Annotated in this window: 12 protein-coding genes; all 12 read left to right on the top strand. The window is 64.1% G+C overall.

All coding sequences use genetic code 11. The annotated features are described in order from the left end of the window. Positions 1-86: 86 nt before the first annotated feature. The 12 genes from QFZ30_RS09095 to gap all read left to right on the top strand — a co-directional run bounded on the left by QFZ30_RS09095 (position 87) and on the right by gap (position 15694). Positions 87-1859 (top strand): ABC transporter ATP-binding protein, encoded by a 1773-nt coding sequence (locus QFZ30_RS09095; RefSeq protein ID WP_373462887.1) that lies wholly within the window; start codon positions 87-89, stop codon positions 1857-1859. Beyond that, entirely contained in the window at positions 1856-3688 is a 1833-nt protein-coding gene (locus tag QFZ30_RS09090) for an ABC transporter ATP-binding protein (RefSeq protein WP_307075449.1), read from the top strand. Before QFZ30_RS09095 ends, QFZ30_RS09090 begins: the two co-directional genes overlap by 4 nt. After that, the gene (locus QFZ30_RS09085; protein ID WP_307075447.1) at positions 3685-4065 is read left to right on the top strand and encodes a GntR family transcriptional regulator; all 381 of its coding nucleotides are present in this window, start codon (positions 3685-3687) and stop codon (positions 4063-4065) included. The genes QFZ30_RS09090 and QFZ30_RS09085 overlap by 4 nt, the downstream gene beginning before the upstream one ends. A gap of 46 nt (positions 4066-4111) precedes the next feature. Further along, a complete protein-coding gene (gene uvrA, locus QFZ30_RS09080) occupies positions 4112-7039 on the top strand; it encodes an excinuclease ABC subunit UvrA (RefSeq protein ID WP_307075445.1) in 2928 nt (975 codons plus the stop codon). Positions 7040-7131: 92 nt separating this feature from the next. Further along, positions 7132-7848: an HAD hydrolase-like protein gene (locus QFZ30_RS09075; RefSeq protein ID WP_307075443.1), complete on the top strand. Its 717-nt coding sequence runs from the start codon at positions 7132-7134 to the stop codon at positions 7846-7848. Beyond that, positions 7835-8503: a lysophospholipid acyltransferase family protein gene (locus QFZ30_RS09070; RefSeq protein ID WP_307075441.1), complete on the top strand. Its 669-nt coding sequence runs from the start codon at positions 7835-7837 to the stop codon at positions 8501-8503. The genes QFZ30_RS09075 and QFZ30_RS09070 overlap by 14 nt, the downstream gene beginning before the upstream one ends. Positions 8504-8594: 91 nt before the next feature. Further along, the gene (uvrC, locus tag QFZ30_RS09065; RefSeq protein ID WP_307075439.1) at positions 8595-10610 is read left to right on the top strand and encodes an excinuclease ABC subunit UvrC; all 2016 of its coding nucleotides are present in this window, start codon (positions 8595-8597) and stop codon (positions 10608-10610) included. A gap of 71 nt (positions 10611-10681) precedes the next feature. Next, positions 10682-11605, top strand: coding sequence for an RNase adapter RapZ (gene rapZ, locus QFZ30_RS09060; RefSeq protein WP_307075437.1), 924 nt, complete (start codon positions 10682-10684; stop codon positions 11603-11605). Next, positions 11605-12624 (top strand): gluconeogenesis factor YvcK family protein, encoded by a 1020-nt coding sequence (locus QFZ30_RS09055; RefSeq protein WP_307075435.1) that lies wholly within the window; start codon positions 11605-11607, stop codon positions 12622-12624. Before rapZ ends, QFZ30_RS09055 begins: the two co-directional genes overlap by 1 nt. Before the next feature lie 9 nt (positions 12625-12633). Then, on the top strand, positions 12634-13614 hold the full coding sequence (gene whiA, locus QFZ30_RS09050; RefSeq protein WP_307075433.1) for a DNA-binding protein WhiA: 981 nt from the start codon (positions 12634-12636) through the stop codon (positions 13612-13614). Between the two features lie 180 nt (positions 13615-13794). Continuing rightward, entirely contained in the window at positions 13795-14421 is a 627-nt protein-coding gene (locus tag QFZ30_RS09045; RefSeq protein WP_307075431.1) for a superoxide dismutase, read from the top strand. A 262-nt stretch (positions 14422-14683) separates the two neighbouring features. Further along, complete coding sequence (gene gap / locus QFZ30_RS09040; RefSeq protein WP_307075429.1) at positions 14684-15694, top strand: type I glyceraldehyde-3-phosphate dehydrogenase; 1011 nt, start codon at positions 14684-14686, stop codon at positions 15692-15694. Positions 15695-15701 lie beyond the last annotated feature (7 nt).

Genomic DNA, 15701 nt, shown 5'->3' with positions numbered 1-15701 from the left:
GACGGAGCGACTATTGGGGGGGGCGGTAAGTCCGGTCGTGACGGGCCACCCGAGCGATTCCTGGAGGTGTGGTGCTTTTTGGCATGATGATCCGGCTGTTGGCCGGCCAGAAGGCACCTGTGATCGCGATTGTCTTCCTGCAGCTGGTTCAGACCGCCGGCAACCTGTTGCTTCCTACGGTCAACGCAGCCATCATTGACGACGGCATCGTGGCGGGCGACACTCCGGTGATCCTGAGGCTGGGCGCGGTGATGGCGGCTATCGCCGCTGTCCAGGCGGGCGCGGCCATCGCGGCAGGGTATCTTGGCGCCGTTGTGGCCATGAAGTTGGGCCGGCAGCTGCGCACGGAGATCTTCGCGAAGATCCAGGCGCTCTCCTCCCAGGAAGTGGCAGCGTTCGGCACCCAGAGCCTGGTCACGCGGGCCACAAACGATACCCAGCAGATCCAGTCCTTTGCCGTCCTGGTGTTCACCATGCTGGCCGCCGCTCCAGTCATGGGAGTGGGCGGTGTGTTGCTGGCGCTGCACCAGGATGTGGTCCTTTCGTCCGTCGTGATCGTCATTGTGCCGGTGCTGCTTCTGATCATGTACCTCATCGTCAGGCGCCTGGTGCCGTTATACCGGGAAGGGCAGGTACTGCTCGACCGCACCGGGGGAGTGCTGCGCGAACAGATCATCGGTGCCAGCGTGATCCGCGCGTTTGTCAGGCAGGGCCACGAGACCCGCCGCTTCGCCCGGATGAACGCGGGCCTCACCCGGAACAATCTGGCTTCCGCACTGGTGGTGGCGGCAATGTTGCCTTTGATCATGATTGTGGTGAACGTCTCGTCGGTGGCAGTCGTCTGGTTTGGCGGCCACCGGGTCCAGGCCGGGGAGATGAAGATCGGAGCTTTGACAGCCTTTGTCGCCTACATTCTGCAAATCCTGCTGGCCATCATGATGGCCATGTATGTGCTGATGACGGCGCCGCGTGCAGCTGTCTGCGCGGAACGGATCCGGGCCGTCCTGGACACGGTGCCCTCAGTCCGTGACGGCGGGGATGAGCACGGTGCCCAGGACAACGGCCGCGACCGGGACTCCCGTCCTTCGGCGGGCACCGCCCGGCCGGTTTTCGACGGCGGAAGCGTCGAGTTCCACAATGTCAGCTTCTCCTATCCCGGCGCGGAGGCGCCGGTGCTGGCGAACATCAGCTTCACAGCGTTGCCCGGCACAACCACGGCCATCGTCGGCTCAACGGGCAGCGGAAAAACCACCCTCCTCAACCTCGTCCCGCGGTTCCTGGATTCCACTGACGGCCGAATCACCCTTGGCGGGCGTGACATCCGCTCCGTCTCCCTGGACTTCCTCCGCGGGAACATGGCGGTTGTGCCGCAGCGGTCGCACCTGTTCACCGGTACCATCGCCGACAACCTGCGGATCGCGGCGCCGTCGGCTACGGATGCCGAGCTGTGGGCGGCGCTGGCGACAGCCCAGGCGGCAGATTTCGTCCGCGAACTGCCTCTGGGACTGCAGACGGCGGTGGGACAGGGTGGAACGAATTTCTCCGGTGGCCAGCGCCAACGGTTGTGCGTTGCGCGGGCATTGCTTCGGCGGTGCCCCCTCTACCTTTTTGACGACAGTTTCTCCGCGCTCGATTACGATACCGAGTCCCGGTTGAGGGCGTCACTGGATGGGTCGCTGGGCGGGGCTGTGGTGATCGTTGTGGCTGAACGGATCGCCACGGTCGCCTGCGCCGGCCTCATCCTGGTGCTCGATAACGGCCGCCTGGTGGCACAGGGAACCCACACTGAGCTCCTGGAGACGTCCTCCACGTACCGGGAAATCGCGGAGTCCCAGCTGGCGCTGGAGGACACACTATGACGGCGCCGTTGTCTGCCGATGGGTCTGCGCCTGCTGATGTGGCCGAGGGAATGTTCTGGCCCACCTCCCGGCGCCTGGTTGGCCTGCTACGACCGTTCAGATTGCAGATGGCGGCTGCCATCGCAGCCACCTGCGGCTTTGCGGGCCTGAACGTCGCTGCTCCGAAGTACTTGGGTGACGCCACTGACGTTGTGGTGGACGGGGTTTTGGAGGGCGCCCTCAACGAGCAGAGGCTGGGGGGCCTCCTGGCAGCGGTCGCACTGATGTATGTCGGGGCGTCGCTGTTCAACTGGGTCCAAGGCTCGCTGACAGCGGGCTCCGTGCACGGCCTCATGTACCGCCTCCGCGCCTCCGTGGAGGACAAGCTGCATCGGCTCCCCTCCACGTATTTCCAGGAACAGTCCCGGGGCGATGTCCTCAGCCGGGCCACCAATGACATCGACAACATCTCGCAGGCGCTCAATCAGGTCCTGACGCAGCTGATTATGTCGGTCCTTATGCTCTGCGGTGCCCTGGCCATGATGCTGTGGATTTCTCCGCTCCTGGCCGTTCTTGCCCTGGTTTCCATACCGCTATCCATGGTGATCACGATGCTCGTGGCCCGCAGCTCCCAAGCACAATTCGCCCGGCAATGGACAGAAACCGGTGAGCTGAACGCTCATGTTGAGGAATTCGTCACTGGGCACGAGGTCATTAAGGCCTTCGGGCACCAGGAACAGGCAGCGGCAGCTTTCGCAGCCAGCAATGACCGCCTTGCCCGGGCATCAGCGAAGGCGCAATATTCGTCCGGCGTGGTGCAGCCGCTTATGGTCCTTGTTGCCAATCTCAACTACATTGCCGTGGCCGTGGTGGGTGCCTTGCAGGTGACGGTCGGAGCCATGACCATCGGTGGTATCCAGGCCTTCATCCAGTTCAGCAGGCTCTTTACTCAGCCTGTCGGCCAGATCGGCGGCATGCTCAACGTCATCCAGTCCTGCGTGGCTTCAGCCGGGCGGGTCTTCACGCTCCTGGATGCTGAGGAGATCCCGGCAGAACCGGGCGGTGCGCGGTCTGCGGCCGAGGCAGGGGGCCGCATCGTCTTTGAGGATGTCACCTTTGGGTACACGGCGACCGTGCCTGTGGTCCGGAACCTTTCCTTCGCCGTGGATCCAGGCCGCACCGTGGCAATTGTGGGCCACACCGGGGCCGGCAAGACCACAGTCGTGAACCTGCTGATGCGCTTCTATGAAGTCGATTCCGGGCGGATCACCATGGGCGGCATCGACATCGCAGCAATGCCCAGGGATGCCCTCCGTGCAGGCTTCGGCGTGGTGCTCCAGGATGCCTGGCTGTTCGCAGGAACCATCAGGGAGAACATCGAATACGGGAGGCCGGGAGCCACCGATGCGGAGATCGTTGCCGCCGCGGAAGCCAGCCACGTGGACCACTTCGTCAGGTCGCTACCCGCAGGCTATGACACCATGCTGGATAACGGCGGAGACCCGCTCAGCCACGGGCAGCGCCAGCTGATCACCATCGCGCGGGCGCAGCTCGCGGGGCGGGGCGTCCTGATCCTGGATGAGGCCACCAGCTCTGTGGACTCGCGGACCGAGGTCCTGATCCGCCAGGCCATGCAGCGGCTGCGGGAGGGCAAGACGAGCTTTGTGATTGCCCACCGTTTGTCCACGATCCGCGACGCTGATCTAATCTTGGTCATGGATCACGGACGCATCGCGGAGCAGGGAACCCATCGGAGCCTGTTGGCAATCAATGGCCACTATACGAGGCTATACAACGCGCAGTTTGCCGGGCGCGCGGGCCGGCCGGGCGCATTGGAAGCCGGAATATGAGCGCCGGGGACAGCTTTCCCGGACCCTGGAAGCCGAACCAGGCCAGCACGGTGGCGCTGTTTGAGCAGTTGCGCCTGCATGTGATCGAACTTGCGGACAGCGGGGCACTGGCGCCCGGCACCCGGCTTCCGGCAGTCAGGGCACTTGCGGAGCTGCTGGACGTGGCGCCGCATACCGTAGCCCGGGCCTACAAGGAACTTGAGGCGGCCGGCGTAGTGGCCACCCGCGGGAGGAACGGCACGGTGGTCTGTGCACGGGACGAACGATGGAGCGCCCTGTCCGTCGCCGCTGCTGCCTACGCGGCCGCGGCCAGGGCCCAGGGGGCCTCGTTCGCCGAGGCGGTCCAGCTGCTGGCCGCAGCTTACGACGCCGACTAGTGGAGCCGCATGGAAATTCGAAGAAGTTTTCGATTAGCATTAGTGGGTGCCTAAAGCCGTAGCTGAAGAAAAATCAGTCGAGTCCGTTCCCGTTACCGCCACCCCGGCCACAGCCAAGCCGGCGCGTCCGGACCTGTCCCGCCTGGTGGTCAAAGGTGCCCGGGAGCACAATCTCCGCAATGTGGACCTGGATCTGCCCCGTGATGCCATGATCGTATTCACTGGCCTGTCCGGCTCCGGAAAATCTTCGTTGGCCTTCGACACCATCTTTGCTGAAGGTCAGCGGCGTTACGTTGAGTCACTGTCCGCGTACGCCCGGCAGTTTTTGGGGCAGGTGGATAAGCCAGACGTTGATTTCATTGAGGGACTGTCCCCGGCCGTCTCGATCGACCAGAAGTCAACCAGCAAGAACCCGCGCTCCACGGTGGGTACCATCACCGAAATCTATGACTACATGCGCCTGCTCTGGGCCAGGGTGGGACGGCCGCATTGCCCTGTCTGCGGTGAACCCGTGACCAAGCAGACGCCGCAGCAGATTGTGGACCAGCTGCTTGAGCTTGAAGAAGGCACCCGGTTCCAGGTCCTCGCCCCGGTGGTCCGCGCGCGCAAGGGTGAGTTCGTGGACCTCTTCAAGGAGCTGACGGCCAAGGGATATTCCCGTGCCCGGGTGGACGGCGAACTGATCCAGCTCAGCGAAGCCCCCAAGCTGGGCAAGCAGTTCAAGCACACCATCGAGGTTGTGGTGGACCGGCTGGTTGTCAAGGAAGGCATCAGTCAACGGCTCACCGATTCGATTGAAACGGCACTCTCCCTCGCCGAGGGCCGCGTGCTGGCTGACTTTGTGGACCTCGACGCCGACGATCCGCACCGTTTGCGCGCTTTCTCCGAGAACCTCGCCTGCCCCAACGAACATCCCCTGGCCATTGATGAGATCGAGCCCCGCTCATTCTCCTTCAACAATCCCTTCGGTGCCTGTGCGGCCTGCAGCGGCATCGGCACCAGGCTGGAGGTGGACGAGGAACTTATTATTCCCAACCAGGAGCGTTCGCTGGCGGAAGGCGCCATCGCCCCTTGGTCGCTGGGGACCGCCACCACGGAGTACTGGAACCGGCTGCTGGAGGGCCTCGCGAAAGAACTTGGCTTCTCCATGGACACGCCGTGGGAGAAGCTTGAGAGTGACATCCGCCAGACTGTGCTCCACGGCAAGGACCACAAGGTTGTAGTCCAGTACCGCAACCGCTTCGGCAGGGAGCGCAAGTACAGCACCGGCTTTGAGGGCGTCATCCAGTACGTGCACCGGAAACACGGAGAAACCGAGTCGGACTCAGCCCGTGACCGCTACGAAGAATACATGCGGCAGATACCCTGCCCTGCCTGCAATGGTGCGCGGCTGAACCCCGCCTCGCTCTCCGTGCTCATCAACGGCCAGTCCATCGCCAACGTGGCAGCCATGCCCATGCGCGCGTGCGCCGACTTCCTGAACAACCTGGTGCTGACCGGACGCGAGGCCCAGATCGCGCACCAGGTGCTCAAGGAAATCCAGGCCCGGTTGACCTTCCTGCTGGACGTCGGACTGGAATATCTGAACCTCGAACGCCCGTCCGCCACCCTTTCCGGCGGCGAAGCGCAGAGGATCCGGCTCGCCACGCAGATCGGATCGGGTCTCGTGGGGGTGCTCTATGTGCTGGACGAGCCTTCCATCGGACTCCACCAGCGTGACAACCGCCGGCTGATCGAGACGCTGACCCGGCTCAGGGACATGGGGAACACGCTCATAGTCGTGGAACACGATGAAGACACCATTCAGGAGGCTGACTGGATTGTGGACATCGGTCCCGGGGCCGGCGAACACGGCGGCGAGGTGGTGCACTCCGGCTCCTACAAGGAGCTGCTGGAAAACACCGCTTCCCTGACGGGCGACTACCTGTCGGGCCGAAGGAAGATCGAGATCCCCAAGAAGCGGCGCAAGTATGACAAAAAGCGTGAGCTCAAGGTGGTGGGCGCCCGGGAGAACAACCTGATCAACGTTGATGCCGCCTTCCCGCTCGGCCTGTTCACCGCGGTAACCGGTGTCAGCGGCTCCGGGAAGTCCACCCTGGTCAATGAAATCCTCTACAAGGTGCTGGCCAACAAGCTCAACGGCGCCAAGCAGGTCGCAGGGCGGCACAAGTCCATCCAGGGTCTGGAGCACCTGGACAAGGTGGTCCACGTCGACCAGAGCCCCATCGGCCGCACCCCCCGGTCCAACCCTGCCACGTACACCGGCGTCTTCGACAACATCCGCAAGCTCTTCGCCGAGACCACCGAGGCGAAGGTGCGCGGCTACCTGCCGGGCCGGTTCTCCTTCAACGTCAAGGGCGGGCGCTGTGAGGCCTGCTCCGGTGACGGCACACTGAAGATCGAGATGAACTTCCTTCCGGACGTCTACGTGCCCTGCGAGGTGTGCCACGGCGCGCGGTACAACCGCGAGACCCTTGAAGTGCACTATAAGGGCAAGACCATCGCCGACGTCCTGAACATGCCAATCGAAGAAGGCGCGGAATTCTTCGCCGCGTTCTCGCCCATCGCCCGTCACCTGAACACCCTGGTGGATGTGGGCCTCGGATATGTGCGCCTGGGGCAGCCTGCCACCACGCTGTCCGGTGGAGAGGCCCAGCGCGTCAAGTTGGCCGCGGAACTGCAGAAGCGGTCCAACGGACGCAGCGTGTACGTTCTCGACGAGCCCACCACCGGCCTGCATTTCGAGGACATCCGCAAGCTCCTGATGGTCCTCCAGAGCCTGGTGGACAAGGGCAACACCGTGATCACCATCGAACACAACCTGGATGTCATCAAGAGTGCTGACTGGATCGTTGACCTCGGTCCGGATGGCGGATCCGGGGGCGGCCAGATCGTGGCCACCGGAACCCCCGAGCAGGTGGCGAAATCCCAGGAAAGCCACACCGCACCCTTCCTTGCCGAGATTCTGGGCTAGACGGGCTGAGGGGACTACGAAGTATTCCCTGAAGTATTCCCTGACGGGTATGCGAGTTTCGGGCTTGAGTGGTGTCGTGAGAAACTAAGCCGGTGACTCAAACAACAGTGCCCGTGATCTTCGACCTGGACGGCACTCTTGTCGATCCTGCCGGCGGAATAACAGACGGAATTGCAGCTGCCCTTACCGAGTTGGGGCTCCCCGTTCCCGGCCAGGACCTGCTGGATGCGATGATCGGCCCGAAACTGAGCGATTCCCTCCAGAACGTCGCCATGGTTCCGGCGGACATGATCGGTGACGTCATCCTCCTCTACCGGCAGTACTACATGGCCACCGGCATCGGCCAGGGACGGCTGTACCCGGGAATCATGGACGTGCTGGACAGCTTCGCGGCGGCAGGCCGGCCGGTGGCCGTTGCCACCCAGAAGCCGCAGGGACTGGCACAGACGGTGCTTGAGCACCACGGAATTGCAGGCCGGTTCCAGTTCATCAGGGGTTCCGCAGACGATGAGTCCGCCGCTGCGGCCGGCCCGGTGGGGAAGACAGGCATCATTGCCGCCGCGCTGCGGGATCTCTCCACCCATCACGCCGTCATGGTGGGGGACCGCGCGCAGGATGTTGCAGGCGCCATTGCCAACGGACTGGACTGCATCGGCGTGAGCTGGGGTTTCGCTCCCGATGGGGAACTGCAGGACGCCGGGGCAATTACTGTGGTGGATACTGCGCCTGACCTGGTGGCCGCCGTCGAACGGTTGGAAGCCATCCACGCCGCGGCCATGAGCGAGGTGCAAAACGATGGCACTGTTTGATGCTGTCCGCTGGTCCACCCGGACTCTGATCTCAGGCTCCTGCCGGCCTACGGTCATCGGCCTTGAGAACGTGCCCAAGGACGGTCCCTATATCGTCGCGCCCAATCATCTTTCCTTTTTTGACAGCGTCATCGTGCAGGCCCTTATGCCCCGTCCGGTGGCCTTCTTCGCCAAGGCGGAATACTTCACTACGGGCGGCATCAAGGGCCGGGTCATGAAGTCCTTCTTCGAGTCCGTAGGCTCAATTCCGGTGGAGCGCGGTGAACAGGCGGCCAGCGTCCAGGCGCTCAAAACCCTCCTGGACATCCTGGAGGCCGGCAAGGGCATTGGCATCTACCCTGAGGGGACCCGCTCACGGGACGGCATCCTGTACCGTGGCCGAACAGGCGTGGGCTGGCTGGCGCTGACCACCGGAGCCCCGGTGGTCCCGGTGGGCCTGATCGGCACGGAGAACCTGCAGCCTGCAGGGGAGAAGGGCTTCAAGCCGCAGCATTTCACCATGAAGGTGGGCGAACCGCTGTACTTCGAAAAGACCGGCCCGGACCATTCACTTCCGGCCAGGCGGCAGGTGACGGACCGCATCATGGACGCCATCGCGGAACTCAGCGGCCAGGATCGCTCCACGAGCTACAACCAGAGCAAGGCCGCGGAGTAACCGGGCGCCTGCCGTCAGGCCGCAGTGCAGGTGATGCACGTTCCAGTCCTTGGTGGCACTGGCGCCCCCGTGGCCTCAGTAGACTGGAAGTGTGGCAGATCCAGCAAGTTACAGGCCCCAGACGGGTGAGATTCCCACTAACCCCGGGGTATACAGGTTCCGCGATCCCCATGGACGGGTCATCTACGTAGGCAAAGCAAAGAGCCTCCGCTCACGCCTGAATTCCTATTTCGCGAACCCTGCCGGCCTGCTGCCCAAAACCCACGCGATGGTCCACGCCGCCAGCAGCGTGGAGTGGACCGTGGTGGGCAGCGAGCTGGAGTCCCTGCAGCTCGAATACACCTGGATCAAGGAATTCAAACCCCGCTTCAACGTCGTCTTCCGCGACGACAAGACGTATCCCTACCTGGCCCTGACGATGAGCGAAAAGTTCCCGCGGGTCCAGGTCATGCGCGGGGACCGCAGGAAGGGTACGCGGTATTTCGGCCCCTACACCGCCGGCGCCATCCGGGAAACCATGGATACGCTGCTGCGGGTCTTCCCCGTCCGGAGCTGCAGCGCCGGGGTCCTCAAACGTGCACAGGCCAGCGGCAGGCCCTGCCTCCTCGGCTACATTGACAAGTGCTCTGCTCCCTGCGTTGGACGCGTTACCCCAGAGGAGCACCGTGCATTGGCGGAGGATTTCTGCGCCTTCATGGGCGGCGAGGCCAAGCGCTTCATCTCCAAACTCGAAAAGCAGATGGCCCAGGCTGTTGCAGCCCTCGACTATGAGCGCGCAGCCCGGCTCCGGGACGATATCGCGGCGATGCGGAAAGTGTTCGAGCGCAACGCCGTGGTGCTTGCTGAGGACACGGATGCCGACATTTTCGCTTTGCATGAAGACGAACTCGAGGCCGCCGTGCAGGTGTTCCACGTGCGTGGCGGCCGCGTCCGCGGCCAGCGGGGCTGGGTTGTTGAAAAAGTGGAGGACTCCACTACTCCTGACCTCGTAGAACACCTCCTTCAGCAGGTTTACGGCGAAGACGCCGACAGCGATGCCAGGCTGCCTCGCGAAGTGCTGGTGCCCGTTGCCCCCAGCAACGCGGCCGAGCTGTCGCAGTGGCTCGGCGGCCTGCGTGGAGCCAAAGTGGACGTCCGCGTGCCGCAGCGCGGCGACAAGGCTGCGCTCATGTCCACTGTGCGTGAGAATGCCGAGCACGCCCTGAAGCTGCATAAGACCCGGCGGGCCGGGGACCTGACTGTCCGGTCCCAGGCTCTCCAGGAACTCCAGGAAGCCCTGGACCTGCCGGTGGCGCTCCTGCGAATCGAATGTTTCGACGTCTCCCACGTCCAGGGAACCAACGTGGTGGCATCCATGGTGGTGGTGGAGGACGGCCTGCCGAAGAAATCCGATTACCGCAAGTTCTCCGTCACCGGGGCAGCCGCGGCGGACGATACCGCCGCCATGCACGATGTCCTGACCCGCAGGTTCCGGAACTACCTGCAGGACAAATCGGCGCAGGTGGAAGCGTCCGCCCTCCCCGGACACCAGGCGGCCCTGACCGCGGCGGCCGATGCGGCGGTGCTGGACACCACCACACCGGCTCCGCGGACGAAATTCGCCTACCCGCCAAACCTCGTGGTGGTGGACGGCGGCAAACCGCAGGTCAACGCGGCCGCCCGGGCCCTGGCCGACCTCGGCATCGACGATGTCTACGTTGTAGGCCTGGCTAAACGGCTCGAGGAAGTCTGGCTGCCGGACAGCGACTTCCCGGTCATCCTGCCCAGGACATCGCAAGGACTCTACCTCCTGCAGCGGATCCGCGATGAGGCCCACCGCTTTGCCATCACTTTCCATCGCCAGAAGCGCGGCAAGGCCATGACGGTATCCGCGCTGGACGGCGTGCCCGGGCTGGGCGAGTCGAAGCGCAAAGCGCTGCTCGCCCACTTCGGGTCCCTCAAGGGGGTCAAGGCAGCGTCCGCAACTGAGCTTTCTGCAGCCAAAGGCATAGGCCCCGCACTCGCGGGCGCCATCGTGACCCACTTCAGCTCCGACGCCCAGGCCGCCGAGGCAGCCGACCTGGCCCCCGCAGTGAACATGACCACCGGCGAAATCCTTGAAACTTAGCTAGGGTAAGGAACGGGGTTTCCGCGGACGCGGTTGCTTTTCAGGACCATGACAGAAACGGGGCGGAATTGATGGCAGACTCAACGGCGGAATCCGGGATGGAGCAGGACGGGCTGACGCCGGTCAAGCCCCTTGAAGCGGAACTGCTGGTGGTCACCGGAATGTCCGGTGCGGGACGGAGCACCGCCTCGGATGCACTGGAAGACCACGGTTGGTATGTCGTGGAAAATCTGCCGCCCCAGATGCTAAGCACTCTCGCTGAGCTGGTCTCCCACGCGCCGCAGTCCATTCCACGGCTGGCCGTTGTGATGGATGTGCGCAGCAAGGGCCTGTTTGCCGACATCCGCGCGGCGCTCGGCGCCCTGGCCGCCAGCGGCGTCACGTTCCGGGTGCTGTTCCTTGACGCCAACGACGACGTCCTGGTCCGCCGCTTCGAACAGGGCCGACGGCCCCATCCCCTCCAGGAAGGCGGCCGCATCCTGGACGGCATAGCAGCCGAGCGTGAAGTGCTTACAGAGCTCCGGGACAGCGCCGACGTCGTACTGGATACCTCCGACTTCAACGTCCATGGCCTGGCCACAGCCATCACCGAGCTGTTCAGTGAAACCGGCCCCGTGGCCCTCCGCCTGAATGTCATGAGTTTCGGCTTCAAATACGGCCTGCCGGTGGATTCCAACTACGTGGCGGACGTCCGCTTCATCCCCAATCCCCACTGGGTACCCCAGCTGCGCCCGCACACTGGCCTGGACAAGGATGTCAGCGAGTACGTCCTTGAGGCCGAAGGTGTGAAGAACTTCGTGGACCGCTACGTGCTGGCGCTGGAGCCCGTCCTGGACGGTTACCGGCGTGAAAACAAGCATTACGCCACGATCGCCGTGGGCTGCACCGGCGGGAAGCACCGTTCCGTGGCCGTCGCAGTCGAACTTTCCAAGAAACTGTCCCAATATCCCAGGGTCACCGTCACCACCACCCACCGGGATCTGGGCCGCGAATAATGGGGTTGCTTACGGGGCCGCTGCCGTTGATACCGCCTTCGGGAGGGACGGGAGGCGGCCAGCAGGACAAGGGCCCCAACGTTGTCGCTCTGGGCGGCGGGCACGGGCTGTCCGCTTCCCTCTCAGCCCTGAGGCTGCTCTCGTCGGAGCTCACCGCCATTGTGACGGTGGCGGACGACGGCGGCTCATCCGGGCGTCTGCGTGAAGAGTACGGTGTCCTTCCGCCCGGTGACCTGCGCATGGCTCTGTCCGCGTTGTGCGATGACACCGACTGGGGCCGCACCTGGCGCGACGTGATGCAGCACCGGTTCCGGCCCGGCAAGGGGCGCGGGGGCTCACTGGACGAGCATGCGATGGGAAACCTGCTCATCGTGACGCTCTGGGAACTGCTCGGAGACACCGTGGCAGGGCTCAAATGGGCCGGCGCACTGCTGGGCGCGCGCGGCCAGGTGCTGCCGATGTCCACGGTGCCGCTCACCATCGAAGGCGACATCCGGGTCAGCGCGCCCGATGGCACGTCCGCACTCCAGACGGTCCGGGGCCAGGCGCGGTGCGCTGTTGCCGGTTCGCTCGAACACGTCCGATTGCTGCCCGAAGCCGCGCCAGCCTGTGTCGAGGCCCTGTCGGCCATCGAGCTGGCCGACTGGGTCATCCTGGGCCCGGGCTCCTGGTACACCTCCGTGCTGCCGCATCTGCTGCTGCCCGAAATGCGGCTGGCCCTGTGCAGCACCCCCGCGAAACGCTGCCTGACCATGAACCTGGCCACAGACACGAAGGAGACCACCGGCATGTCTGCCGCAGACCATCTCCATGCCCTGCGTCGTTACGCGCCGGACTTCAGCGTCGATGTCGTCCTTGCGGACCCGGCGTCCGTTCCTGATCGGCCGGAGTTCGAGAAGGCAGCGGGGATGATCGGTGCCGAGGTTGTCTTGGGTAAAGTAGGGGCGTCGGGCCGCCGACCCGTCCATGACCCACTGCGTCTGGCAGCGGCGTACCACGACATTTTCGGGAACAGTTAGGAAGGTGCCATGGCACTGACATCATCGGTCAAGGAAGAACTGTCCCGTCTGGACATCAAGAAGTCATCAGTGCGCAAGGCTGAAGTCTCCTCAATGCTCCGGTTCGCGGGCGGCCTGCACATCATCTCGGGCCGGATCGTGATTGAAGCCGAAGTGGATCTGGCATCCACCGCGCGCCGCCTGAGGGCCGCAATTGCGGAAGTCTACGGCCACCAGAGCGAAATTATCGTGGTCTCCGGGGGAGGGCTCCGCCGCGGGAGCCGCTACGTGGTCCGCGTGGTCCGCGACGGCGAAGCCTTGGCGCGGCAGACAGGACTGCTCGATGGCCGCGGCCGGCCTGTCCGCGGTCTCCCCTCGGCAGTCGTTAACGGCTCTGCCGCTGATGCGGAGGCGGTCTGGCGCGGCGCTTTCCTGTCCCATGGATCGCTCACGGAGCCGGGCCGTTCCTCGTCGCTGGAGGTCACCTGCCCCGGGCCCGAGTCCGCGCTTGCCCTCGTGGGGGCGGCCCGCCGGCTTGGCATCCAGGCCAAAGCCCGGGAGGTCAGGGGAGTGGACCGTGTGGTGATCCGCGACGGCGACACCATCGCGGCGCTGCTGACCCGCATGGGTGCCCATGATGCCCTCATGGTCTGGGAAGAACGCAGGATGCGCAAGGAGGTCCGTGCCACGGCCAACCGGCTTGCAAACTTTGACGACGCCAACCTGCGGCGTTCCGCCCAGGCAGCCGTCGCCGCGGGCGCGCGCGTCGACCGCGCCCTTGAGATTCTGGGCGATGACGTCCCCGACCACCTCAAATATGCCGGCGAACTGCGTGTGGCCCACAAGCAGGCAAGCCTGGATGAGTTGGGGCGCCTGGCCGATCCTGTGATGACGAAGGACGCCATCGCCGGCCGTATCCGCCGGCTGTTGGCCATGGCGGACAAAAGGGCCCTTGACCTGGGGATCCCCGGCACAGACGCCAATGTGACGCCGGAAATGCTGGACGAGTAACAGCGCCCCTAGAATCAGACCATGTGACGGAAATACCTGCCGCGGGCTGTTGGTTATGCCCGGGGGAGCGGCCCAGCCGCCGGTGTTATCTGCCACAGCAATCTTCCGGATGCCCGTCATCCGGATGCACAATCCGAGAGTTACCAACCGGACAGACCGTCCACGACATTGGAGGATTTTGTGACCGAGTATGTATTGCCAGAACTCACCTACGACTACGCAGCGCTTGAGCCGCACATTTCGGCGCGGATCATGGAGCTGCACCACAGCAAGCACCATGCAGCCTACGTAACGGGCGCGAACAACGCCCTGGCCCAGCTGGCCGACGCACGCGACAAGGGCGACTTCGCCAACATCAACCGCCTTTCGAAGGACCTCGCCTTCCACACCGGCGGTCACGTCAACCACTCGGTGTTCTGGAACAACCTGTCCCCGGACGGTGGCGACAAGCCCGAGGGTGAGCTGGCCGCGGCCATCGATGACGCCTTCGGTTCCTTTGACGCCTTCCGCGCCCAGTTCTCCGCAGCCGCCCTTGGCCTGCAGGGATCCGGCTGGGGCTTCCTGGCCTACGAGCCCATCGGCGGCAACCTGGTCATCGAGCAGCTCTACGACCAGCAGGGCAACGTGGCGCTCGGTACCACCCCGCTGCTGATGCTGGACATGTGGGAGCACGCTTTCTACCTGGACTACGTGAACGTCAAAGCGGATTACGTCAAGGCATTCTGGAACATCGTCAACTGGGCAGATGTTGCCAAGCGCTTCGATGCTGCCCGCTCCAACGCCACGGGCCTCATCACGCTGGCGTAGTAACCTGCGGTACACCCGCGTGTAACAAACCTCACATTTGGCTGCATTTGGGCCGGAATGTGGACCGTCTGCCCTCGCACTTGCGGGGGCAGACCCAGTTAAACGTAAGATAGGTCACGGAAGGCGGTTAGCCTTCAGCAACGTGGCTGGTCGCCCTCCGATCTGTAAATCATCTCTGCCCAATGGCGTGCGGGATCTGTTAGTTGGCTTGAACGCCTGCTGAACTAGTTTGTGCTTTGACAAGCACCAAGGAGACTAAAAAGTGACGACCCGTATTGGTATCAACGGCTTTGGCCGCATCGGCCGCAACTACTTCCGCGCAGCACTCGCACAGGGCGCGGACCTTGAGATCGTTGCCGTCAACGATCTCACCAGCCCCGAGGCCCTGGCCCACCTGCTCAAGTACGACTCCGTGGGCGGCCGCCTGAAGGAAACCGTTGAGGTCAAGGACGGCAACATCGTCGTCGACGGCAACATCATCAAGGTCCTCGCCGAGCGCGATCCGGCCAACCTCCCCTGGGCCGATCTCGGCGTTGACATCGTCATCGAGTCCACAGGTTTCTTCACCAAGGCTGCCGCCGCCCGGAAGCACATCGACGCAGGCGCCAAGAAGGTCCTGATTTCTGCTCCGGCCTCAGATGAGGACATCACCATCGTGATGGGTGTCAACCACGAACTGTATGACTCCTCGGCGCACCACATCATCTCCAACGCGTCCTGCACCACCAACTGCCTCGGCCCGTTGGCCAAGGTCATCAACGACACCTTCGGCATCGAACGCGGCCTGATGACCACCATCCACGCCTACACCGCGGACCAGAACCTCCAGGACGGCCCGCACAACGACCTCCGCCGCGCCCGCGCCGCAGCCATCAACATGGTCCCCACCTCCACCGGTGCGGCCAAGGCAATCGGCCTGGTCCTGCCCGAGCTCAAGGGCAAGCTGGACGGCTACGCCATCCGGGTTCCCGTGCCCACCGGCTCCGCCACCGACCTCACCGTGAACGTCTCACGCGAGACCACCGTGGAGGAAGTCAACGCTGCCCTGAAGAAGGCCGCAGAGTCGGACGAGTTCCAGGGAATCCTCACGTACACGGACGCCCCCATCGTCTCCTCCGACATCGTGGGTGACCCGGCGTCGTCGATCTTTGACTCCGGCCTGACCAAGGTCATCGGCAACCAGGTCAAGGTTGTTTCCTGGTATGACAACGAATGGGGCTACTCCAACCGCCTGGTGGACCTGACGGAGCTCGTCGCATCCAAGCTGGGCTAGGGTTAGA

The sequence above is a fragment of the Arthrobacter pascens genome (genome assembly GCF_030815585.1).
Classification (GTDB): domain Bacteria; phylum Actinomycetota; class Actinomycetes; order Actinomycetales; family Micrococcaceae; genus Arthrobacter; species Arthrobacter pascens_A.
The sequence above is the reverse complement of the archived record's forward strand: the minus strand, read 5'-3'. Positions and strand labels throughout refer to the sequence as shown.

Coding starts and splice junctions, on each gene's coding strand:
- QFZ30_RS09055 (WP_307075435.1), top strand. CDS start 11,605: ATGGGGTTGCTTACGGGGCCGCTGCCGTTGATACCGCCTTCGGGAGGG.
- whiA (WP_307075433.1), top strand. CDS start 12,634: ATGGCACTGACATCATCGGTCAAGGAAGAACTGTCCCGTCTGGACATC.
- QFZ30_RS09095 (WP_373462887.1), top strand. CDS start 87: ATGATCCGGCTGTTGGCCGGCCAGAAGGCACCTGTGATCGCGATTGTC.
- QFZ30_RS09085 (WP_307075447.1), top strand. CDS start 3,685: ATGAGCGCCGGGGACAGCTTTCCCGGACCCTGGAAGCCGAACCAGGCC.
- QFZ30_RS09070 (WP_307075441.1), top strand. CDS start 7,835: ATGGCACTGTTTGATGCTGTCCGCTGGTCCACCCGGACTCTGATCTCA.
- QFZ30_RS09090 (WP_307075449.1), top strand. CDS start 1,856: ATGACGGCGCCGTTGTCTGCCGATGGGTCTGCGCCTGCTGATGTGGCC.
- rapZ (WP_307075437.1), top strand. CDS start 10,682: ATGGCAGACTCAACGGCGGAATCCGGGATGGAGCAGGACGGGCTGACG.